This window comes from Paenibacillus beijingensis (assembly GCF_000961095.1).
In the GTDB taxonomy this organism is placed as follows: domain Bacteria; phylum Bacillota; class Bacilli; order Paenibacillales; family Paenibacillaceae; genus Paenibacillus_O; species Paenibacillus_O beijingensis.
On sequence record NZ_CP011058.1, the window covers coordinates 4947285 to 4969899 of the forward strand.

The following is a 22615-nucleotide window of genomic DNA, read 5'->3' on the forward strand; positions in this document are numbered from 1 at the left end:
TCATAAATCTAACCAATAAAAATGAAGGAGAAATGAAAATGAAAATGAAACAAAATGGGAAGAAACTATCGTTCTATCTGTTACTTTGTCTCACATTACTATTAAGTGCGTGCTCTGGAACCTCAAACAAACAAGAGGAACCTGCTGCTCAATCGACAAATTCATCAAGTGCCAACAAAGAACCTCTTGTACAACAGCATAAATATGGAGAGACTATCGTCCCTGAAAATCCTCAAAGAATTGTGTCAATAGCTCTTGATGATATGTTGCTTTCTTTAGATTTGCCAATTGTATATGCCAGCACTTGGGGTGAAAATCATTATCTTGCAAATAAGTTGAAAGAGAAAAATGTTGAGGTTGATAATGTACTGGACAACATCATTAATTTCGAAAGGATACTTGCTGCGGCACCGGATTTGATTATTGCAGCAGATTGGATAGAACAAGCAGATTACGACAAACTAAGTAAGATTGCTCCGACATTATTATTTGTAAGAGATGAGTGGCAATTAGAGATTGTAAAGATTGCACAGTATACAAACAAAGAAGAGCAGGCGCAGACTGTATTAGAAGCCAATCTAAAGCAAGCTGAGCAAGCTAGAGAAATGATCAAGCAGGCATCTAAAGAGAACGCGACTGTCGCATTTTTGCGTACAAATGACAAGACCGCCTTTTTGTGGTTTCCATTTCCAAAGGAATCTGCGGAAAAGAATTATATTGATGTTTTGTATAATGAATTAGGTATGGAACCAGATCGTTTAACGGGTGAATTAATGAAACAAAATCCAAATGAACAGTATGGTGTAGAATTGTCTCTTGAAAAACTGCCTGAAATAGACGCTGATTATTTGTTTGTAACCGCAGGATCGTCTGGTAAATCGGAGGAATCAAATAAGAAGATGCTGGATAGACTTGCTGAAATCGAAAAGCTGAAAGTATGGCAAGAGATCCCTGCAGTTAAAAATGGACATGTCTATAAAGTGTCGGCTAGACACTGGATGACAAATGGTCCTTACGCAGATGAAATGAAGATCAATGATGTCGTTCAATCATTGACAAAATAAACGATTTGATGCTTTCGTGAACATGCGGATCCTGTAGCTGCTGCCGGTAAGCTTGTGCGATCGCGGGCAGGCGAAGATGGCGCAAGTTGTCGAAGGTGCCACTCCGTCGCTGTCCGATTAACCGGCAGCAGCTTACGAAGGAAATGTTACGATTTGAGAGGGGTTCACAAATGGAATTTATTTATATTGACGGGGCAAAGGAAGTACAAGGACATTATGCTCCAGCTACAAAAGCAGGAAATTTGATCTGTATTTCTGGTCAACTGCCTATTAATCCTTATACAGGGGAAAAGTGCATTGACGGAATTAAGGAACAAACCCAACAAGTACTCCTTAACATTGATGCAGTATTAAAAGCCGCAGGCGCAAACAAAAATGATGTCATGAAAATGACCATCTATATTGCGGATATCTCTTATTGGAGTGAAGTAAACGAGATGTATGCAAAGTTTTTTGGTGAGCATAAACCTGCAAGAGCAATTGTTCCTACAACTGATCTGCACTATGGTTTTCAAATCGAAATAGAAGCGATTGCCTACAAAGAAAGTTAAAAAAGGAGGATTAAGAATAATACTTAAAGGAGAAGAAACAATGAACTATATTTGCGAAACATGCGGCTCATTATTCGATATAAAGAGCAACGTTTGGAAATGTAATTGCGGCGGATTGTTGCGTTTAGAATATAAAAAAAAACCATTAGATTTTAATTCTACAGCTCTGTCGAGGAATCATTCTTTATGGAAATACATCAATGCTCTTCCTTTTGATGAAAAGGATCCTTGGAATGAGGTAACGATGGGAGAAGGTGGCACTCCGTTAATTTTAGTGGAACCCCATTTATATGCAAAAGCCGATTACTATATGCCTACGCTTTCTTTCAAGGATAGAGGAGCAGTTGTCGTTATTGCGATGGCAAAAAAATGGGGTGTGAAAAAGGTGGTTGTCGATAGCAGCGGGAATGCGGGCACCTCAATTTCAGCTTACAGTGCACGAGCAGGGATGGAGTGTGAAGTATTCGTACCTTCTTCGACTTCGGATAAAAAATTGAAGCAAATCGAAGCGCATGGAGCAACCATTCATAAAATACAAGGAAGCCGGGAGGATACTGCGGAAGCAGCCATTCATAAAGTGGAAAGTGAACATTTATTTTATGCTAGTCACATTTACAACCCCTTATTTTGGGAGGGAACGAAAACCTACTTTTACGAGGCGTTTGAACAACTCGACGGAAATATGCCTGAGGCTTTTGTTGTACCCGTCGGGAACGGTACTTTGCTGATGGGGGCATATATAGCTTTTCAGGAAATGGTGGCTTGGGGTGTCATTGATAAAATGCCAAAGATATTAGCTGTACAAGCAGAAAATTGTGCTCCTATTGTAAATGCTTTTGCAAGAGGGGAGAAAACAGTAGAACCATGCAGAAATATCGGCACCATAGCTGAAGGAATTGCGATCGCCGCCCCTGCAAGAGGCAGAGAAATCATGGAGGCGATTCAAAAAACAAACGGTGACATCATTGGGGTATCTGAGGAAAAGATATTAGACGCAAGACAAAAATTAGCATCGAAGGGCATTTATGTGGAAATTACATCTGCGGCGAATTATGCAGGTTATTTAGATTATGTTAAGAAATATCCCGAACTGAAAAACAAGAACATCGTTCTACCTTTATGTGGAGCTGGAATTAAAACATGAAGATCAAAGAAAAACACAATCTCAGAAAACCTACCGGCCCTTATATCGTAGGATGTACGTACTTAACTTATGAATATAATCCAGATGAAAATGACGATCATAAACGAATGATTCCATGCCTATGTTTTTATCCTGCTAAAGGGATCGGCGAAGGGGAACTGAAAAAATATGTCAGTGAGAGTATCCTTCCGGGAACGAGCGGCATTGTAACGAATTCATATATGAACGCTCCTATAGGTGATGGCAAGCACCCTCTTCTCCTTTTTAGCCATGGATTAGGCCTTTTTTGTGAAGCCAATACCGTTCAATTCGAGGAACTCGCATCCCACGGTTATATTGTATTGAGCATTGGTCATCCAGGTGGAGGTTTATATGAGTTGCCGAATAGCGGGATTTTAATGCTTGATATGGAAAAGCTTGATGCAGATTTAAAAGCTGACGATGAAAAAGCTATGAACATTCTTCCTGATTACACCACATGGGTCACCCATGGAGCTGGCAAAACAGCGAACATCAAGGAACACCGCGAATACTATAACAGAATCATCGACCATCTACCCGGACGTGTGGCTCACACTGAAATATGGATAAAAGACAGTCTTGTTGCCCTTGACATGGTTCTGAATGAAGCTGAGCAGGGAAGTTCTATGCTATATAACCGTGTCGATAAAGAAAATGTCGGCGCTTTTGGAATGTCTTTCGGCGGCTCTACTGCCCTTAACCTGACACATTATTCTGACATCATTAAAGCTAGCGCGAATCTTGACGGTCTTTACTATAGCCCCATCTGGCAAGAACCTATAAAAAAACCGATCATGCTCCTGCAAAAAGATGTGAGGCAGCTTCTAACCTTTCCTTTTTTAAACGCTGAAAGTAACGCCTATTTGGTAACGGTTAAAAACAGCACACATATGAACTTTACAGATTACAACGAATTGTTGGCTGAAAACTATATTTCTAAAACAACAGTATGGAATAAGGAAGTCGAGCTCGCGATGCTTGGAGAAATAAACCCTGATCGAATGGAAAGCATTCTCAATATATTGCTGCTTGATTTTTTTAATAAATACCTTAAGGGTGTAGATTCTCAAGTAATAGACAAAGATGATGATTTATCAGAAGATGTGATTGTAAATAGAAAAGGAGTTCTAAGAAATGATAAAATCTGAATATTCATTTATTGATACGCCTGCGCTTTTAATTGATGAAAAAATAATGTTGGAAAATTTAAGGTTTATGCAAGAAAAAGCGAATCAATACAATGTGAATCTGCGTCCTCATACAAAAACCCATAGAATGCCGGAACTGGCTAAACTTCAATTAAAGTTAGGCGCCTCCGGAATCACAGTTGCCAAAGTAGGAGAGGCGGAAGTGATGGCTGAAAATGGTATCAAAGATATATTTATAGCAAATGAAATCGTCGGTATTTCGAAATTAGAGAGAATCAAAGATTTAAATAGGGAAATAAAGATAAGAATCGGAGTAGACAGCGAATATCAAATCGATCAGTTAGAAACCGTATTTAAAGACGAAGAAAAACCGATCGAAGTGCTGATTGAAATTGAGGTTGGTGAAAACAGATCCGGGGTCATTACGGACGACCAGATTATTCATCTTAGCAAGTATATTCAGACAAAAAATAAAGTCGTGCTCAAAGGTGTTTTTTCACATGAAGGACATACGTATAAAGCGAAAAATGTTGAAGAATGTATACATCTTTCATTAGAAAGTCAAGAAAGGACTCTGCGAGCTGGACAAATCGTTCGGGATTTAGGAATAGATATCGATACAATCAGCATAGGCGCCACTCCTGCGTTGATGCATTCGAAAATACTGGAAGGAATTACGGAAATCAGAACGGGAACCTATATTTTTATGGATGTTGGACAAGGAAGCGCAATTCAAGATTATAGCAGATGTGCGGCTACTGTATTGGCTACGGTTATAAGTAAACCAACGGAGGAAAGAGTTGTTTTGGATGCTGGCGCAAAAGCGTTAACCTCTCAAAATCGAACGGAAGGAATATGTTCCACTCATGGATTCGGACTCATAAAAGGATCAGATAACGTTAGATTAAGCGGTGTATTTGATGAGCATGGCTTGATTTATGATAAGGGATTCAGAAGGATGATTGAAATTGGAGATAAAGTAGAAGTGATTCCAAATCATATCTGTCCAACCTGTAATTTATATGAAAAAGCGTATCTGGTATCAAACGGAACCATATTAGAGGAAATACCCGTATTAGGGAGAGGGAAATCGCAATAAACATGTCTATTCCAACGAAAATCGGGAGGATCATGAATGTCAAAGGGAAAAGAAACGAGTAACGTCAAATTGTTGACGGCGGATCGCTTAATAACTGGCGACGGGGAGAGTGTGATTCACGGAGCGGCTATATGCCTTGATGAGCAAGGTGAAATCGTTGAGGCGGGAACAGAAGAGGAACTATTGCAACGCTATCCCGAAGCTTCGATTACTCGTTACGAAGGCAGTACCATTCTGCCCGGTTTGATCGATCTGCACCTTCATATCGGATATTACTGGGACCAACCTGATTTCTTAAAGTATAACGATGGGCTCATTGCCCTGATGGCAGCGGCTAATTTGAAAGAGGCGCTTTCTCATGGCGTGACAACCATTCGTGATGCGAATGACCCGGGTGGACTGTGCGAAACAATGAAACATGCCCAAAGAAAAAAGTTTATCGTAGCTCCGCGAATCTATCACGTGAACAAGGGAATTATTATGACGGGGGGGCATGCTTGGCAATTAGAGGCGGCAATGCGGGAGGCGAACGGTCCATGGGAGGTACGTACTGCCGTACGTGAACAGGTGAAGGCCGGAGCGGATTGGATTAAAATCTTAACCAGTCATCGAACCCCGACACCGGAGTTTACTCAGGAAGAACTGGATGCGGCTGTGGATGAAGCCCGTCGCTTAGGAAGGAAGTCCTGTGTTCACGCATCCTTGCCGTTGTCTATCGACATGGCCATTAAAGCCGGATTTGACACGATAGAACACGGAACGTTTATGTCAGTAGAACAAGCGAAAAAAATGGCGGATAAAGGCATCGTTTGGGTACCTACTTTGATTACTTTCTTTCAAATCGCAGAACACTATCGACGATTTATTGTGAACACGGAGAAGGATATCGAGTGGGATGGGGATTTCTATATAGCGTCCGAAAAGGCGTATCGGGAAAACTTCGCCCACCTGTTGGAGACAGGTGTAAAGGTTGCAACCGGTACGGACATCGTTTTGCCAGGATACCCGCTCGCTCCTGTGGCTGATGAGATTGCGCTAATGGTTGAACTGGGCATGAACCCGATTCAAGCTATTCAAGCGGCAACGCAGACAGCTGCGGAGGTTCTGGATCAAGGTCATCGGATTGGTTTGCTTGAAACGGGCTATCTTGCTGATATTTTGGTGGTAAAAGGCGACCCGTTGATTGATATTAAAGCCCTTCAAGAAGTGCAGGAAGTATTTATGGAGGGCAAATCCGTGTTTGCAAGAGAATAATCGATTGATGTTTCATGGGGAGATTGACGATATGAAAAAGCTTCCGACGAGAACGGAGATTCAATTAGAGGATACATGGAGATTAGAGGATATTTTTTCTACTGACGAAGAGTGGGAAAATGAATACGAAGCGGTTAAAGAATTCATACCGGAAGTAACGGAGTTTAAAGGAAAACTTGCTGATGGGGCCGAACTCCTTGCTCGTGCTTTACAAAGACAGGATCAATTATTAGTGCGTCTTGGAAAGCTCTATACCTATGCGCAAATGCGCAATTTTCAAGATACGGCAAATGCATTTTATCAAGGGTTATATGATCGTATCAAAAGTCTCTATTCTCAAGCAGAAAGCACCCTTTCCTATATTGTACCGGAAATCCTTTCTATTGATGAAGAACGCATTAAAGGGTATTTAAAAGAAAGTAAAGAGCTTTCTTTATATAAGCATGCGCTTGAAGAAATGAATTTGCAAAGACCCCATGTACTTTCGGCAGAGCAGGAAGCCTTATTGGCTCAAGCTTCCGAAGTATTTGACGCTTCAAGTCATACATTTGGAATGATCAACAATGCCGACCTGGAATTTCCATCGATTAAAGATGAAGATGGGAAGGAGGTAGAAGTTACGCATGGCCGCTATAAAAGCTTTCTTGAAAGCGAAGATCGAAGAGTTCGTCATGAGGTCTTTAAAGCTGTTTATGATACATACGGCAAGTTTCGCAATACCTTTGCGAGTACATTGGCTGGAAACGTCAAAAAAAATAATTTTCATGCACAGGTTCGAAACTATCAATCAGCTCGCCATGCAGCGTTAGCCGCAAATCATATCCCGGAAAGTGTCTATGTCAACCTTGTCGAAACGATTCAGAAATACTTGCCATTATTACACAGGTATGTAAAGCTGCGCAAAAAGGTGCTGGGTGTAAACGAACTCCATGTCTATGATTTATATGCGCCGTTAATGAAAAATATAAAAATGAAGATTGGCTATCATGAAGCAAAGGATTTCATTATAAAGGGGCTCGCTCCTCTTGGTGAGGAATATAATCAAGTATTAAATGAAGGGTTTGCCAACCGTTGGGTAGATGTACATGAAAATAAAGGGAAAAGAAGCGGCGCTTTCTCATTGGGAGCGTATGGAACAAATCCATACGTATTAATGAATTGGCAGGATAATTTGAAAAGCCTTTTTACTTTAGCACATGAATTCGGACATTCTGTGCATAGCTACTACACTAGTAAAACACAACCATTCCGTTATGGAGATTACTCGACCTTTGTTGCGGAGGTTGCCTCTACATGTAATGAATCGCTTTTAAATGATTATTTATTAAAAACGATTCAGGATGAGCAGATCAGATTGTATTTATTAAATCATTTCTTAGACGCATTTCAAAAAACAGTATTCCGTCAAACGATGTTTGCTGAATTCGAGCATTTCATCCATATAAAGTCTCAAAATCATGAAGCGTTAACAGCAGATTTATTTACGAAAGAATACGATGCCTTAAATAAAAAGTATTTCGGTGCAGAAGACATTGTTGTTGATGAAGAAATCGGATTAGAATGGGCGCGTATCCCACACTTTTACATGAACTATTATGTGTACCAATATGCAACAGGCTTTAGTGCGGCAACGGCCTTAAGCAAACAAATTTTAGAAGAGGGAGCGCCGGCTGTAGAAAGATATATCGAATTTTTGAAATCAGGAAACTCCGATTATCCGATTGAAGTGTTGAAGAAAGCTGGGGTAGATATGACAACTGCAAAACCTATCGAAGAAGCATGTAAAGTTTTTGAGGAAAAGTTGGCTGAAATGGAAAGCTTACTATCGTAATGAAACAACATGTCATAAACGAATAGCAAAAAGGAGAAAAAAATGAATCAACAGACCTTGCAGATGTTCAAAACACTGACAGAGCTTCCCGGTACTTCAGGAAATGAGCATTTGATACGTCAATATATGCGAGAGAAACTCGGCTTATATGCGGACGCGATCGTTCAAGATCGTCTGGGAAGCATATTCGGAGTTAGAAATGGTCCGGAAAAGGGTCCAACGATTATGGTTGCAGGACATATGGATGAAGTAGGGTTCATGGTGACTTCGATTACTGAAAATGGAATGATCCGCTTTCAAACGCTTGGCGGCTGGTGGAACCAAGTGTTATTAGCTCAGCGGGTACAAATTATTACGGACAAGGGGCCTATTATAGGGGTGATTGGGTCTATTCCGCCTCATTTATTAGATGAAGTAAAGAGAAGCAAACCGATGGAAATAAAAGAGATGTTAATCGATGTAGGTGCCGACAACAAAGAAGAGGTTCAACAAATGGGAATTAAGCCAGGTCAACAAATTACCCCCATCTGCCCATTTACACCTATGGCGAATCCGAAAAAAATTTTAGCGAAAGCGTGGGACAATCGCTATGGATGCGGTTTAGCGATTGAATTGCTTGAAAGTGTTAAAGATGAAACGCTTCCCAATATTCTTTATTCAGGTGCAACAGTCCAGGAAGAGGTAGGGTTTAGAGGAGCACAAACGGCAGCAAACATGATTAAACCAGATCTCTTTTTTGCATTAGATGCAAGTCCCGCCAATGATATGGCCGGTGATAAAAACGAATTTGGCCAATTAGGAAAAGGTGTTCTGCTAAGAATATTGGATCGTACTATGGTAACGCATAGAGGGATGAGGGAATTTGTGTTGGACACAGCGGAACAAAATGATATCCCTTATCAATATTTTGTTTCTCCAGGCGGGACAGATGCAGGAAGCGTTCATCTTTCGAATGAAGGAGTTCCAAGTGCTGTTATCGGAATTTGTTCTCGTTATATTCATACCCACGCATCGATTATTCATGTGGATGACTATGCAGCCGCAAAGGAATTATTAATTCAATTGGTGAAATCGTGCGATCAATCGACTGTAAATACCATTTGCGAAAATGGTTGAATTTCTAAGATGTCGATTGGAGAGGAAGGAATGAAAAACGATGAGAATTGCAATTGGGCAATTGGCTCATGAAACGAACACTTTTTCAAATCAGATTACAACGAAAGAAATGTTTGAAAGTTTCGAATGGGATCATGGGCAACAGATTTTGGAAAGAAATTCTGGGGTTAGGACTTACTTAGGCGGAATGATCGATCAATGTTTGCATTCGAAAATAGAGCTGGTCCCATCATTTTCTACTGCTGCATATCCATCGGGCATCATAACTAGAGAGACTTATGAGATGATAAAGGATGAACTACTATCTAACATCAAAGCAGCCGGACAGTTAGATGGAATTTGTCTGGTTCTTCATGGAGCGGGAGTTGCTGAAGGAATAGATGATTTAGAAGGAGAGTTTTTGAAGGAATTACGAAAGGTCGTTGGCTATGATATACCTATCGTCTGCACGCTGGATTTACATGCTACCATGACGGATCAAATGATCCAAGAAGCAGATGCGCTTCTTGGATGCAATTTGTATCCGCATACGGACATGTATGACCGCGGAGTCGAAGCGATTCAACTGCTTGAGAAGATTCTGAATGGCGAAGTTACGCCTGTCATGCACCTAACCAAACTGCCTCTATTGATATCCCCGGCGACCACCGATCAGTCTCCGGCAAAAGAGATTAATGAGTATTGTTGGGAGTGGGAGAAAGAAGTCGATATCCTTGATTGCACGTTTTTCCATGGATTTCCCGCTTCGGACGTTCCGGATTCCGGTGCTGCAATTCTAACCATTTCGAATGATAACCTTTCGTTAGCGAAACAGGCAAGTGAAGATATCGCAACAAAGGTATGGCTGAATAAGGAAAGATTTGTTCCGGAAGCGCTGACACCTGAAGAGGGGATCAAGCTCGCGCTTTCCCATAAGGACTATCCTATTGTAATCAATGAAACTTCAGATAATCCAGGGGGGGAGCACCGGGTGATGGGACCTATTTATTAAGGGCATTACTTAAAGAAAACGCTCCTCAGACATGCTTCGGCTTCATATGCGATGCTGAAGTAGCGGAATTGGCGCATCTGTCAGGGTCGGGTACTTATATTGATGTAGAAATAGGCGGGAAAACAGATCCTTTGCATGGAAGTCCCCTTACGATTCGAGCTTATGTGAAGACCTTAACCGATGGCAGATTTATACTGTCTACGCCGATGGGACAAGGTTATCAGACGGATTTGGGTAAATCTGTCCGTTTAAAAGTAGGGAATGTTGATCTTATTGTCTGCTCTGCAAGGTCTCAAACGTATGATGAACAAATTTTTGTCCTTCATGGGATTGATGTAACGAAGTATAAGATTGTGGCTTTAAAGTCTGCGCAGCATTTCCGCGCCGCTTTTCAACCGATTGCAAAAGAGATTATTACCGTAGATTCGCCAGGATTAACGACAGCAAAACTAGATACATTACCGTATAAAAGAATCATGAGGCCTATTTATCCATTAGACAGGATGGAGAGGAATTAGAACTTCCTTTCGGTATCTGTGAAGAGCGTGCCTTCGCCGTAGAGGTTTGGTTTCAAAAATTAATTGACTGTAAGCAAATAGATATAAGGAGCAACTCTCGATGAAAGACGTTCGTTTCGGCAGAAAAACGGTCGGTGAATGGGAAGCGGAATACCCATTGCTGCAGGAGCTTATTTCAACCCGGGAGGTAATGTGACTTAATTCCAAGCATGAAGCGTTCGAAAGCGGGATAAAACAAATTTCGTTAAATGAAACGGACATACGAGATGCTGAGGAGAGGTTGCGGCGATTCGCGCCGTACATTCGCAAAGCGTTTCCCGAAACCGAACGCTCAGGAGGAATCATTGAATCCCATGTCGTCCCGATCCCGTCCATGAAACAAGCTTTGGAAGCGATGGCCGCTCAATCCATGGACGGACGTTTCCTCCTGAAATGCGACAGCCATCTCCCGATATCAGGCTCCATTAAAGCAAGAGGCGGTATCTATGAGGTTCTGAAACATGCGGAGGATTTATTGCTCCAGCATCAATTGCTAACGGTGAATGACGATTACTCGGTTCTGGATCGCGATAATTTCCGGAATTTCTTCGCCCGTTACTCCATCTCGGTAGGCTCGACCGGCAATTTGGGTCTGAGTATCGGAATCGAAACCAAGCGTAGGACGTAAATGTTGGGATATCATGAATTTGAATTCAATAAGTCCGCTCATTATCGGCTTCAGAGACAATATCTAGGGTATTGCTAAAGTGAATTTGATGCAATAGAGCTGATATTTGGAATTTTAAGTTGTTCATGGAATTTTATTTCGTGACGGAGGGTTGAAAATGAATCAACTGCATACAAAACAACTGGATATCTCTTATGCTGACAGAATGATTGTGAACAACTTGAACTTGTCCATTCCAATGGGGAAAATTACGGCACTTGTTGGCGCCAACGGATCCGGGAAATCAACGATATTGAAAACGATGGCCCGTATTATGAAACCATCAGGCGGTGGCGTATTTCTTAACGGCAAGTCGATCCATAGCCAGTCAACGAAAGAAATTTCAAAGCAGCTTGCTATATTGCCGCAAAGCCCAACTGCCCCTGATGGGTTGACAGTGTCAGAGCTCGTTTCCTACGGACGGTTTCCGCACCAGAAAGGTTTCGGTTCTCTAAAGAAGGAAGACAAGGAGATTGTCAACTGGGCGGTACAGGCAACGGGTTTGGAGACTTTCTCCAACAGGCCTATCGATCAGTTGTCCGGGGGACAACGGCAACGGGCATGGATTGCGATGGCGCTGGCTCAGGAAACGGATATGTTGTTTCTCGATGAACCGACGACGTACCTCGACATGACCCATCAGTTAGAGGTACTGAAGTTGCTGCAACGATTGAATGCGGAACAAGGACGTACAATTGTAATGGTCGTACATGACCTGAATCACGCAACCCGATTTGCACAGCATATGGTAGCGATCAAACAAGGGGTCGTCGTCAGCGAAGGAACGCCGCAAGAGGTAATAACACACGACGTGCTGCGGAATGTATTCGGCATTGAAGCGGATGTCGTCTATTGTTCGAGGTCGGGAGTACCACTTTGCTTGCCTTATGAGTTGGCCGGCATGCAATCCGAATCTGACAAAGTAACCGGACAAGTCAAACAGCATAGTCCCCTTGAAGAGACGTCGGCATAGAGGAAGAGGTTGGGGTGATGCAATTTGGCTCCTTATGAGAGATTTTTGCGACAGGAATTGGTGATGGATGCAGACAGTCGCATCCGCGAGTTTGATTCCCCCGAGTTAATTTAGACAAGCTGCTTGTTCTGTGTGGTTCAGCAGGCAGAGGATCATCTACGGTAATGGGTGGCGTTATTGTCTCCTGTCTTGAATGGGGGAGAACAAATTAATGATATTATTGGAATAAATATGAAGTTAAAGACGGTTCGTTTTACAAAGTCTATCAAACTTCACTTCAACAAATGACGGATTTGAGATTGGCTGCCTATATGGTCGGTTTGAAGCGTGTAGTTGAAGCGGTCAAATTGCGCGGATGGTTATAAATGGAGAGATGAAAAATGGTTCAATCGATTGACCGCGTCATGCAAATCGTTCAGATCCTGTTGTCTGATGATAATCGTTCGGGCTGGTCTCTCTCCGATATCGCCATGTGGTTTGGAATACCGAGGAGCACGACATATCGTTTGATCCGTTCGTTATTGAGAAACGATCTCGTGGCGCAAATTCCCGAAACCTAGCGTTACAAAGCCGGACCCAAATGGATGGAAATCGGACTCCGTCAGCTGGAGCAGATAGATCTGCGCGCCGTTGCGAGACCTGTCATGGAACGTTTTGCGAGTGAAGTAAAGGAAAGTGTTTATTTAAGTCTTCCCGGCAACAATGACGCCTTCATGATCGACAGGGTCGAAAGTCCGGGGTCTGTTCGGGTGATCGACAATCTGGGCGAGCGGATCCCGCTATATATCGGAGCTCCGAACAAGTCGATGCTGGCGAATATGGATCCGAAAGTAGCGGAAGCCATACTTGTCGAGTTGATCGAGGATAACGAGAAACGGCTCGAATTGTTCATTGAGCTTCACGAGATCAGAAAGGCGCGATATTGTATCAGCTACGGGGAAAAGTCGGAAGGAACGGCTTCCGTGGCCTCCCCCATTATCGGGTTTGGTCAAAAAGTAATCGGCGCGCTCAGTGTCGGGATCATCAGCTATCAGATTTCCGAAGACCGGCTCTCCTATTTGGCCAATCAAGTCATTCGGAATGCGGATGAGATTTCAAAGAAGTTGGGCGGATAATGCAACCGATTGATGTGATTGGATTAATGACGGAAATTTGTTCTGTAATACGGAAAATAGTTTTAAATAACAGGAGGCGATCCGAATGTCGGTCATGCGCAGTATATTGCTGCAAATGTCCCAAAACAAGACAGCAACGCGGGCGGCGCGAAAGTACGGTTTGCGAATGGGCGCCGAGCGATTCGTAGCGGGAGAGACGCTGGAAGCCGCTATTAAGAAGGTGCGCGAATTGAACGGACTCGGACTGATGGCAACGCTCGACCATCTCGGGGAGTTCGTCTCCAGCGAAAGCGAAGCGAACGCTGCAGCCAAAGACGTAGTGCGCGCAATAGAAGACATCGGCTCGACCGGCGTGAATTCTAACGTTTCGGTCAAGCTGACGCAACTTGGACTCGATATTTCGTACGAATTGTGCAGAAACAATATGCGGACGATTGTGTCGAAAGCGAAGCAGCTTGGCAATTTTATCCGCATCGACATGGAGGACTATACCCGCAATGAACCTGCCATCACCATGTTCAAGGAGCTTCGCGCCGAATTTGGATGCCACGTCGGTATCGTGCTGCAGGCGTACTTGTACAAGACGGAGTCGGATATGGAGCGGCTCCATCCGCTCGCACCGAATTACCGGCTCGTCAAAGGCGCGTACCAGGAATCGTCGGATGTTGCCTTTCCCTTCAAGGTCGACGTCGACCACAATTTTATCCATATCATTGAAAAACAGCTGCAAAGCGGGCACTACGCGGCCATTGCGACGCACGACGAACAGATCATCAATCATGTCAAGGCATATGCTTCGAAAAACGGCATTCCGAATTCGCAGTTCGAATTTCAGATGCTGTTCGGCATCCGCACCCAGCTTCAGCAGCAGCTGGCGGGGGAAGGCTACGCGGTCCGCGTCTATGTGCCGTACGGCATGGACTGGTACGGGTACTTTATGCGCAGGCTGGCGGAGCGGCCGGAGAACTTGAACTTTGTATTGAAGTCGATGTTCAGGCGTTAACGCACCCATGTCGTCCCGACGAAACAAGAAGAGAAGAGAGGGAAAAAGCATGAAGAATCTGGCGGATCAAACGATCGAACAAACGGAGCGTCTCGGCGCCCATAACTATCATCCGCTTCCGATTGTCATCGCCAAGGCGGAAGGCGTCTGGGTCGAGGACTCCGAAGGAAAGCGCTATATGGATATGCTGAGCGGTTATTCCGCTCTGAATCAGGGACACCGGCATCCGCGCATCATTCAGGCGCTTGTGCAGCAAGCGGAGCGCGTCACGCTGACTTCCCGGGCGTTCTACAATGAACCGTTCGCGGAGCTGCTCGAATTATTGACCGGCTTAACCGGCAAAGATATGGTGCTGCCGATGAACACCGGTGTGGAGGCGGTCGAAACGGCGGTGAAAGCGGCTCGCCGCTGGGGATACCGCGTGAAGGGCATCCCGGCCGGTCAGGCGGACATTATCGTGTGTGCCGGCAATTTCCACGGCCGCACGGTCACCGTGACCTCTTTCTCGTCGGAACCTGATTACAGGGACGATTTCGGACCGTTTACCCCCGGATTTACGATCGTGCCGTATGGCGACCTGGAGGCGCTGGAGAGGGCGATTACGCCGAACACGGCGGCGTTCCTTGTCGAGCCGATTCAAGGGGAAGCGGGCATTGCCATCCCTCCGGACGGTTATCTGCGCAAGGCCACGGCTCTCTGCCGCAAGCGCAACGTTCTTCTGATGGCCGATGAAATTCAGACCGGCTTCGGACGTACCGGCAAACGGTTCGCCTGCGACTGGGAGGAAGTCGTTCCCGACGTCTACATTATGGGCAAAGCGCTCGGCGGCGGAGTTCTGCCGGTGTCGGCCGTGGCTGCGGACAGCGGCATCCTAGGCTTGTTCGAGCCGGGGTCGCACGGTTCCACCTTCGGCGGAAACCCGCTGGCGAGCGCGGTGGCGGCAGCCGCCCTGCGCGTTACCGAGGACGAGAAGCTGGCCGAGCGGTCGCTCCGCCTTGGCGGCGAGCTCATCGCAATGCTGCGCGAGATCCGTCATCCGGAAATCGTCGACATCAGGGGCAGAGGCTTGTTCGTGGCGATTGAAACGCGCGGCCCTGCGCGGCCTTACTGCGAACAACTGAAAGAAGCGGGGCTGCTGTGCAAGGAAACGCACGAGCGGGTCATTCGGCTAGCGCCGCCGCTCGTCATTTCGGAGTCCGATTTGCGATGGGCCGCCGAACGAATCGCGGCCGTATTTCAACTAATCTAAAGAAAGCGAGGCAACAAGAAATGATTCCTTATCGTCCAGAACCATTAACTAATTTTCAAACCGAAACAAACCATGAGGCGCTGTTTGAAGCGATTCGTCAAGCGCAAGACGCGCTAGGCCGCGAGTATCCCCTCATCATCGGGGGGGAAAGAGTTCTAACCGGCGACATGCAAATTTCGATCAACCCTTCAAACAAAATGCAAGTGATTGGCCGCGTGTCCAAAGCGAATGCGGAACATGCGGAGCAAGCGATTCAGGGCGCGCACTGCGCGTTTCTGACGTGGTCGCGCGTTCCGGCCGGGCAGCGCGCCCGGCTCCTGTTCAGAGCGGCTGCTGCCTTGCGCCGCCGCAAGCATGAATTTAACGCCTGGCTGATGCTGGAGGCGGGCAAAACGCGCGCGGAGGCAGATGCCGATACGGCGGAAGCGATCGATTTCATGGAATATTACGGGCGGCAAATGATCGAGATGAGCGAGACCGCGGCGAAGAAACTCGTCTGGATGGATGGCGAGGACAACGATCTTCAGTACGTTCCGCTCGGAGTCGGCATCGTCATTCCGCCGTGGAATTTCCCGCTGGCCATTATGGCGGGCATGACGACCGCGGCGGTTGTTGCCGGCAACACGGTTGTACTGAAACCTGCGAGCGCGACGCCGGTCATCGCCTTCAAGTTCGTCGAGCTGCTGGAGGAAGCAGGCGTGCCGGCCGGCGTCGTGCAGTTTCTGCCGGGCAGCGGCTCCGAGATCGGCGATCTCCTCGTCTCGCATCCGCTTACGCGATTTATATCGTTCACCGGCTCGCGCGAAGTGGGACTGCGCATCTTCGAGCTGTCGGCCAAGACGGCGCCGGGGCAAATATGGCTGAAGCGGTTCGTCGGCGAACTGGGCGGCAAAGACGGCATCGTCGTCGACAAGGACGCCGACCTGGAAGCGGCGGCACAGGCGATCGTGGCATCGGCGTTTGGATTCTCCGGGCAGAAATGCTCCGCCTGCTCGCGGGCGATCGTGCACGAAGCGGTCTATGACGCGGTGCTGAACCGGTGCGTCGAACTGACCCGGGAGCTGAAAGTCGGAGACGCCATCGATCCCGGGAGCGATACGGGGCCTGTTATTGACGAGAGCGCGTATCGTAAAATTTTCGAATCCATCGAGACCGGAAGCAAGGAAGGCCGTCTCGTTGCCGGAGGCGGAAAGGCGGAGGGAGACGGCTATTATATTGAGCCGACCATTATTGCCGATGTGAAGCCGGATGCGGTCATCATGCAGGAGGAAATATTCGGACCGGTGCTCGCCTTCTGCAAAGCGGCGTCGTTCAACGAGGCGCTCGATATCGCGAACAACACCGAATACGGCTTGACCGGCGCGGTGTTCTCGACTAATCTTGCGCATTTGGAGCTGGCGCGGGAGCGGTTCCACGTCGGCAACCTGTATTTCAACCGGAAATGCACCGGCGCGATCGTCGGCGTTCATCCGTTCGGCGGATTCAATATGTCGGGAACCGATTCGAAAGCGGGAGGCCCCGATTATATGCAGCAGTTTATGCAATTGAAGCTCATTTCGGAGAAGCTGTAACGTTTGCCCCGAGTCGGCAATCGGACACCATTCGTCTATGAGAAGGATTGCTGCGTGCCCGGAGCGAAACCGTAACATACTCGTAATCGGGGTACCGCTCGAATACGAAACGAACCGTGAACAAAAAGAACTGCATCGGGGTGGATGATGTTGCAGAACGAAGTCGAGTGGAAAAGAAGCTTTGAAGAAAACGCTAAAATAACGATTGACAGAAGCCAGGTGCCGTCAGTGTCATTGGGTTTGGCCAAAGAGGGCAGGATCGTGTTCGAACAAGGCTATGGATATCGCGGCGGGAACCATGTCGATCATGCATCTGCAGGATACAGGCAAGCTGCGTGTTGAAGATCCGGTGATCCGATATTTGCCGGAATTTCGTCTTCGATAAGCTGATGCTGCGGACAAGATGACGATTCACCATTTTATGACCCATACGTCCGGAATTCCGCCGCTATCGATGGACTCGTTACTCGTCAATAGCTACGAGAAGGATCCGGATCCCAGAATTCAATTGTGGCTGCAAGAAAATAGCGCGATCCAGCCTGTAAATAATGCGGAACTGTAATTGGAGCACCTCGCGCAGGAGAAGTTTGAACTTTTGGGGCCGCCGGGGACGCAGTTCAGCTACTCCAACGCCTGTTACGCCTTGCTCGGGACGATCATTGAGCGGGTCAGCGGCAAAAGTTACGAGTCGTATGTCAGAGAAGCCATCCTGGAGCCGGCCGGCATGAAGCGCACATTCTTTCAATTTGACGAATGGAACCAGGATGACAATATCGCCATGCTTTATAACAACAAGGCAATAAACGGTCGGGACGTTGCCACCTTCGAGAATCCGCATCAATATTCGGAAGGCATTGATTCTGTTTATGTCAATGGAGTCAAGGCTTACGATAACGGGAAATTTCTTGATCCCCGAAGCGGATGCGTCGTCAGACCGAAGATAAGTGCCAGCAAAGGATGATGGTGACAGGATGAGCAAGTTACGGGTGGGGTTATCGGACTGGGCGGAGTAGCAGAACTTCATCTGACAGCCTATCGAGATATTGACGGTGTCGAAGTGGTGGCAGGAGTGGAGATGCGCAAGGAACGGCTTGAGCAGATGGTTAACGCATATGCCATCAGAGGTTATCAGGATGATGAAGAAATGCTGAAGCATGAAAATCTGGATTTCGTCAGTGTTTGTGTTCCTGCAGCGGCTCACCGGGAAGTTGTAGAGAAAGCGGCAACTTACGGGGTTCATATCTTATGTGAGAAACCGCTCGCGGTAACAAGAGAAGATGCTGCAGCCATGATAGCCGCCTGTCAGGAAGCCGGGGTTAAATTGTTTTATGGCGCTTCCTACCGGTATTTGCCTGCCATTATGAAAGCCAAGGAAATGATTGACAAGGGGATGCTCGGCAATATCAGCTTAATGATGGAGCATGTCATTGGCGGAAACGGACTGGAAGGATTCCGCGACCTCGGACCGCATCATTACCCGGCAGGAGGGCCTGGCGGGGGAGGGCTTGGATTGATGGATCATGGCATCCATCTTGTCGATCTATTCCGTTGGTTTACGGGAAGTGAAATTGTTACTGTCGCAGGAAGGGGCAATATCTCAGGCGCAAAGCCGTCAACGGAATATTTGACGGCTACAACAGCCACGGGAGCAACAGGAATCCTGATTTATAATGAAGCTACTTTTAGCTCCGATATCCCAACGGAAGGGATATTTAGCGAAGGACAAAGTTGGGATGCATCGGGACCTCAACCGGCCCATGCATGGCACAAACATCCCCAAAATATCCGTGTGCACGGAGAAAAGGGCTCGCTTCGTATCTTTCATTACGCTAATAAAATTTATTTCACGGATAAGGATAAGACCATTGAAGTACCGGGTATCGAACAATGTGCGAATCCGTTTCATTTTTCCAGTCAAATGAGAGCCATTGTGAGATGTATCCGGAACCAACAAGAGCCTGAAGTGACGGGAAATGATGGCCTGAAAGCTTTAGAGGTTGTTCTTGCGGCTTATGAAAGTTACGAAACGCAATCTATGATCAGGATAAACCATTCATAATGCTTGCTGCGATAGCCCGGAAAAAAAGGATAATGAGGTGCATTCATGCTGAAGTGGCAGACGAAAGATCAGTTAACAGATTTGCTTTGTGATCTAGTGCAGATCCCCAGTATTACGGGATCGAATGAAGAGAAAGAGATTCCGTCCTATATTGCCGGACAACTTCAGACATTGTCTTACTTTCAGGAGTTTCCCGATCATTTGCAATTGCATCCGACGCCTGACGGCCGATCTTTCCTTACGGCACTGGTGCGCAGTCATTCCAAATCATCCGACACGATCATCCTGGTCAGCCATTTCGATGTCGTGAGTGTAGAGGACTATGCGGAGTGGAAGCCGAAAGCGTTTGATCCCAGAGCGTTAACGGATTTGTTTCTGTCGCAGACGGATCGTTTGCCGGAAGCGGTTCGGCGCGATCTTGAAGAAAGCAATTGGATGTTCGGGCGGGGTGTCATGGATATGAAATCTGGTCTGGCGCTTCACATGTCCGTGATCGAGAAGGCTTGCTGCGGGGAATTCGATGGCAATTTGCTGCTGCTTATGGTCCCCGACGAGGAAGTGGACTCGGTCGGCATGAGAGCTGCGGTTCCCGTCATGCTCGACATTGCCGATCGATTTGGGCTTGATTTCACGTTGGTTGTAAACTCCGAGCCGATGTGCGCGCGTCATCCTGACGACCGCAATCAGTATATTTATAAAGGATCGATCGGAAAAGTTCTTCCCGGCTTTCTATGTTTCGGGAAAGAAACGCACGTCGGACAACCATTCGCCGGATTAAACGCCAACTATATGGCCTCCCGGGTCACGTGTGAACTGGAGCTCGATATTTCGTTCTGTGAAACCGTAGGCAGCGAAGTAACGCCTCCGCCGACCAATCTGATTCAGCGAGACCTTAAAACGAACTATTCGGTGCAAACAACCCATCGGGCTGTGACCATGTTCAACCTGTTCTTGTTAGAAAAATCGGCGGAACAATTGATCGAACCTTTGCTCGGGGTTGCAAAGAGGGCGGCGCAAAAAATGGAAGGGGTTTACCGGGAGCGTGCGAATATCGTATTAGATCATCATCTTCAAACGGTGCCGGAACTGAAGATCCGGGTATTGACCTATAAGGAACTGCAGCAATATGCTTGCCATACCTACGGTATTGACAAAGTCGATCAGGTCATCAATGCTTCATTATCCAGTGCCGAAGACTCCGACGACCGCGAGACAACGATCGCACTGGTGGATGGATTGGCAACCTTATGCCATGAATTGGCGCCGATGATTGTACTTTTCTTCGCACCTCCTTATTACCCGGCCGTTACATGGAAGAATGATCCGTTTACCGAAAGAGTAGCGGATGAGATTACGGCTTATGCTTCCGTGCAACACGGCATCGAACTCATCCACCAAAACTTTTTCCCTGCGATTTCCGATCTCAGCTATGTCGGCATGCCGGCACAATCAATGAAGCATCAGGCTTTTGCCGATCATATGCCGTTATGGGAGAAAGGATATTCGATTCCGTACAAGGACTTGGAACATTTTGCCGTTCCCGTTCTCAATCTGGGTCCGATTGGTAAAGACCCCCACAAGTGGACGGAACGGCTGGATCTCGATCATGCTTTCGTGACGTTGGCGGATCTGCTGCCGGTGTGCATCAAGAACATCTTTTCGGCTTCGAATGAGATGAACGACGCCAAGCAATTACTGCCTCTCGATACCAAGATTAATCCATAACCAGAAAAGCAGACGGCAACACCCGCCCATAATTGATATCCTTTCGGAATACATTTTACAATGAAACTGAAATAAAGCAACAGTGGAGCAGTAGTTCCAAGGCGGTTAGCAGATAACCGTCATTAATAATGTATTATGATCGGAAATAAATTCCGCAATTCGGAAAAATAAGCGGTGAAAAAAATTTTACTCGGGATTCGCCTCCCGGAAATTACCATGTTGAAGCAAAGAGGGCGGAAACAAGAAATGGCTCAACAAGTCATGGAAAATACAAATGTGTTGGAAAGAACGCAAGAGGTTATCAAGACCGCTCTTCAAAAAATGGGATACTCCGAAGCATTCTATGAGTTGCTCAAGGAGCCTTTGCGACTGTTGACAGTGCGAATTCCGCTAAAGATGGACGATGGCTCGGTACAAATCTTCACAGGTTATCGAGCGCAGCATAATGATGCCGTCGGTCCTACTAAAGGGGGGATCCGGTTTCATCCGAATGTGACGGCAGAAGAAGTGACGGCGCTGTTGCTCTGGATGACAATGAAGTGCGGCATTGCGGACCTTCCTTACGGCGGGGGCAAGGGCGGCATACAGTGCGACCCGCGCTCCTTGTCATTGCCGGAGCTTGAACGCCTGAGCCGGGGGTATGTCCGGGCCATCAGTCAGGTCGTTGGATCGAACAAGGACATCCCTGCTCCGGATGTCTATACGCATGCACAGATTATGGCATGGATGATGGATGAATACAGCCGAATTCGCGAATTCGATTCTCCCGGGTTCATTACCGGGAAACCGCTTGTTCTGGGCGGTTCTGCAGGAAGGGAATCGGCAACGGCAATGGGCGTTGTCATATCGATGAAAGAAGCGGCCCGGGTGACGGGTATCCGGCTGGAAGACGCGAGAATCATCGTCCAAGGATTCGGCAATGCAGGCAGCTTTCTGGCCAAATTCCCAACGGAGCTTTATACGATTCGTACGGATTGGATATCGCGGCGCTGCTGGACAAACGGGACTCATTTGGTATGGTGACGAACCGCTTTTCCCGTACGATTTCGAATCGGGAGTTGCTGGTCAAGGAATGCGATATTCTGGTGCCGGCCGCAATTGAAAATCAGATTACGGAAGACAACGCCCCTCAGCTCAAGGCGAGAATCGTCGTCGAAGCGGCGAATGGCCCCACCACCTTGAAGGCAACGGAAATATTGTCGGAATGAGGCGTGCTGCTCGTACCGGATGTGCTTGCCAGCTCGGGCGGCGTAATTGTCTCCTATTTTGAGTGGGTGCAGAACAATCAAGGCTACTATTGGCCGGAAGAAGAAGTGAATGCGAAGCTTGAACGAATTCTGGTGAAATCTTTGATAAAGTTTACCAAACCTCCCTTCAAATGAAAGTGGATATGCGATTGGCCGCCTATATGGTGGGTCTGAAGCGGGTTGCGGAAGCGGTTCGCTGGCGCGGTTGGTTATCATAAACTGGAGGGTGA

Annotated in this window: 15 protein-coding genes and 4 pseudogenes; all 19 read left to right on the forward strand. The window is 46.7% G+C overall.

Features of this window, described 5'->3' with window-relative positions; genetic code table 11:
* Window positions 1–38 precede the first annotated feature (38 nt).
* Window positions 39–1064, forward strand: coding sequence for an ABC transporter substrate-binding protein (locus VN24_RS22360; protein ID WP_045672231.1), 1026 nt, complete (start codon window positions 39–41; stop codon window positions 1062–1064).
* A gap of 170 nt (window positions 1065–1234) precedes the next feature.
* Window positions 1235–1615, forward strand: coding sequence for a RidA family protein (locus tag VN24_RS22365; protein ID WP_045672232.1), 381 nt, complete (start codon window positions 1235–1237; stop codon window positions 1613–1615).
* Between the two features lie 40 nt (window positions 1616–1655).
* The gene (locus tag VN24_RS22370; protein ID WP_045672233.1) at window positions 1656–2759 is read left to right on the forward strand and encodes a threonine synthase; all 1104 of its coding nucleotides are present in this window, start codon (window positions 1656–1658) and stop codon (window positions 2757–2759) included.
* Window positions 2756–3928, forward strand: coding sequence for an alpha/beta hydrolase family protein (locus VN24_RS22375; RefSeq protein WP_045672234.1), 1173 nt, complete (start codon window positions 2756–2758; stop codon window positions 3926–3928). The genes VN24_RS22370 and VN24_RS22375 overlap by 4 nt, the downstream gene beginning before the upstream one ends.
* Window positions 3915–5027, forward strand: a complete 1113-nt coding sequence (locus VN24_RS22380; protein WP_045672235.1) for an alanine racemase — start codon at window positions 3915–3917, stop codon at window positions 5025–5027. The genes VN24_RS22375 and VN24_RS22380 overlap by 14 nt, the downstream gene beginning before the upstream one ends.
* Before the next feature lie 36 nt (window positions 5028–5063).
* Window positions 5064–6281, forward strand: coding sequence for an amidohydrolase family protein (locus tag VN24_RS22385; RefSeq protein WP_045672236.1), 1218 nt, complete (start codon window positions 5064–5066; stop codon window positions 6279–6281).
* Between the two features lie 31 nt (window positions 6282–6312).
* Window positions 6313–8112 (forward strand): oligoendopeptidase F, encoded by a 1800-nt coding sequence (pepF, locus tag VN24_RS22390; protein WP_045673589.1) that lies wholly within the window; start codon window positions 6313–6315, stop codon window positions 8110–8112.
* Window positions 8113–8154: 42 nt separating this feature from the next.
* Window positions 8155–9228: a M42 family metallopeptidase gene (locus VN24_RS22395; RefSeq protein WP_045672237.1), complete on the forward strand. Its 1074-nt coding sequence runs from the start codon at window positions 8155–8157 to the stop codon at window positions 9226–9228.
* A gap of 40 nt (window positions 9229–9268) precedes the next feature.
* Window positions 9269–10737 (forward strand): annotated as a pseudogene (locus tag VN24_RS22400) (M81 family metallopeptidase).
* A 100-nt stretch (window positions 10738–10837) separates the two neighbouring features.
* A pseudogene (locus VN24_RS22405) lies at window positions 10838–11383 on the forward strand (D-serine ammonia-lyase); the annotation flags it as partial.
* A gap of 178 nt (window positions 11384–11561) precedes the next feature.
* The gene (locus VN24_RS22410) at window positions 11562–12416 is read left to right on the forward strand and encodes an ABC transporter ATP-binding protein (RefSeq protein WP_045672238.1); all 855 of its coding nucleotides are present in this window, start codon (window positions 11562–11564) and stop codon (window positions 12414–12416) included.
* A gap of 380 nt (window positions 12417–12796) precedes the next feature.
* Window positions 12797–13531: pseudogene (locus tag VN24_RS22415) on the forward strand (IclR family transcriptional regulator).
* 85 nt (window positions 13532–13616) lie between these two features.
* Window positions 13617–14534: a proline dehydrogenase family protein gene (locus tag VN24_RS22420; RefSeq protein WP_045672239.1), complete on the forward strand. Its 918-nt coding sequence runs from the start codon at window positions 13617–13619 to the stop codon at window positions 14532–14534.
* 49 nt (window positions 14535–14583) lie between these two features.
* On the forward strand, window positions 14584–15783 hold the full coding sequence (locus tag VN24_RS22425) for an ornithine--oxo-acid transaminase (RefSeq protein WP_045672240.1): 1200 nt from the start codon (window positions 14584–14586) through the stop codon (window positions 15781–15783).
* Between the two features lie 20 nt (window positions 15784–15803).
* Window positions 15804–17354, forward strand: a complete 1551-nt coding sequence (gene pruA / locus VN24_RS22430; protein ID WP_045672241.1) for an L-glutamate gamma-semialdehyde dehydrogenase — start codon at window positions 15804–15806, stop codon at window positions 17352–17354.
* A gap of 595 nt (window positions 17355–17949) precedes the next feature.
* Window positions 17950–18315 carry a serine hydrolase domain-containing protein gene (locus tag VN24_RS26570; RefSeq protein ID WP_052703090.1) on the forward strand — a complete coding sequence of 122 codons (366 nt, stop codon included), beginning with the start codon at window positions 17950–17952 and terminating at the stop codon, window positions 18313–18315.
* 39 nt (window positions 18316–18354) lie between these two features.
* Complete coding sequence (locus tag VN24_RS22440; RefSeq protein ID WP_274520458.1) at window positions 18355–19413, forward strand: Gfo/Idh/MocA family protein; 1059 nt, start codon at window positions 18355–18357, stop codon at window positions 19411–19413.
* 45 nt (window positions 19414–19458) lie between these two features.
* Window positions 19459–21138, forward strand: a complete 1680-nt coding sequence (locus tag VN24_RS22445; RefSeq protein WP_045672243.1) for a M20/M25/M40 family metallo-hydrolase — start codon at window positions 19459–19461, stop codon at window positions 21136–21138.
* Between the two features lie 216 nt (window positions 21139–21354).
* Window positions 21355–22603, forward strand: a pseudogene (locus VN24_RS22450) (Glu/Leu/Phe/Val family dehydrogenase).
* The last annotated feature ends 12 nt before the right edge of the window (window positions 22604–22615 follow it).

What these genes read in the sequence shown, in the direction of transcription:
- VN24_RS22360 (WP_045672231.1), top strand. Translation starts at nt 39, where the DNA reads ATGAAAATGAAACAAAATGGGAAGAAACTATCGTTCTATCTGTTACTT.
- VN24_RS22365 (WP_045672232.1), top strand. Translation starts at nt 1,235, where the DNA reads ATGGAATTTATTTATATTGACGGGGCAAAGGAAGTACAAGGACATTAT.
- VN24_RS22370 (WP_045672233.1), top strand. Translation starts at nt 1,656, where the DNA reads ATGAACTATATTTGCGAAACATGCGGCTCATTATTCGATATAAAGAGC.
- VN24_RS22375 (WP_045672234.1), top strand. Translation starts at nt 2,756, where the DNA reads ATGAAGATCAAAGAAAAACACAATCTCAGAAAACCTACCGGCCCTTAT.
- VN24_RS22380 (WP_045672235.1), top strand. Translation starts at nt 3,915, where the DNA reads ATGATAAAATCTGAATATTCATTTATTGATACGCCTGCGCTTTTAATT.
- VN24_RS22385 (WP_045672236.1), top strand. Translation starts at nt 5,064, where the DNA reads ATGTCAAAGGGAAAAGAAACGAGTAACGTCAAATTGTTGACGGCGGAT.
- pepF (WP_045673589.1), top strand. Translation starts at nt 6,313, where the DNA reads ATGAAAAAGCTTCCGACGAGAACGGAGATTCAATTAGAGGATACATGG.
- VN24_RS22395 (WP_045672237.1), top strand. Translation starts at nt 8,155, where the DNA reads ATGAATCAACAGACCTTGCAGATGTTCAAAACACTGACAGAGCTTCCC.
- VN24_RS22410 (WP_045672238.1), top strand. Translation starts at nt 11,562, where the DNA reads ATGAATCAACTGCATACAAAACAACTGGATATCTCTTATGCTGACAGA.
- VN24_RS22420 (WP_045672239.1), top strand. Translation starts at nt 13,617, where the DNA reads ATGTCGGTCATGCGCAGTATATTGCTGCAAATGTCCCAAAACAAGACA.
- VN24_RS22425 (WP_045672240.1), top strand. Translation starts at nt 14,584, where the DNA reads ATGAAGAATCTGGCGGATCAAACGATCGAACAAACGGAGCGTCTCGGC.
- pruA (WP_045672241.1), top strand. Translation starts at nt 15,804, where the DNA reads ATGATTCCTTATCGTCCAGAACCATTAACTAATTTTCAAACCGAAACA.
- VN24_RS22445 (WP_045672243.1), top strand. Translation starts at nt 19,459, where the DNA reads ATGCTGAAGTGGCAGACGAAAGATCAGTTAACAGATTTGCTTTGTGAT.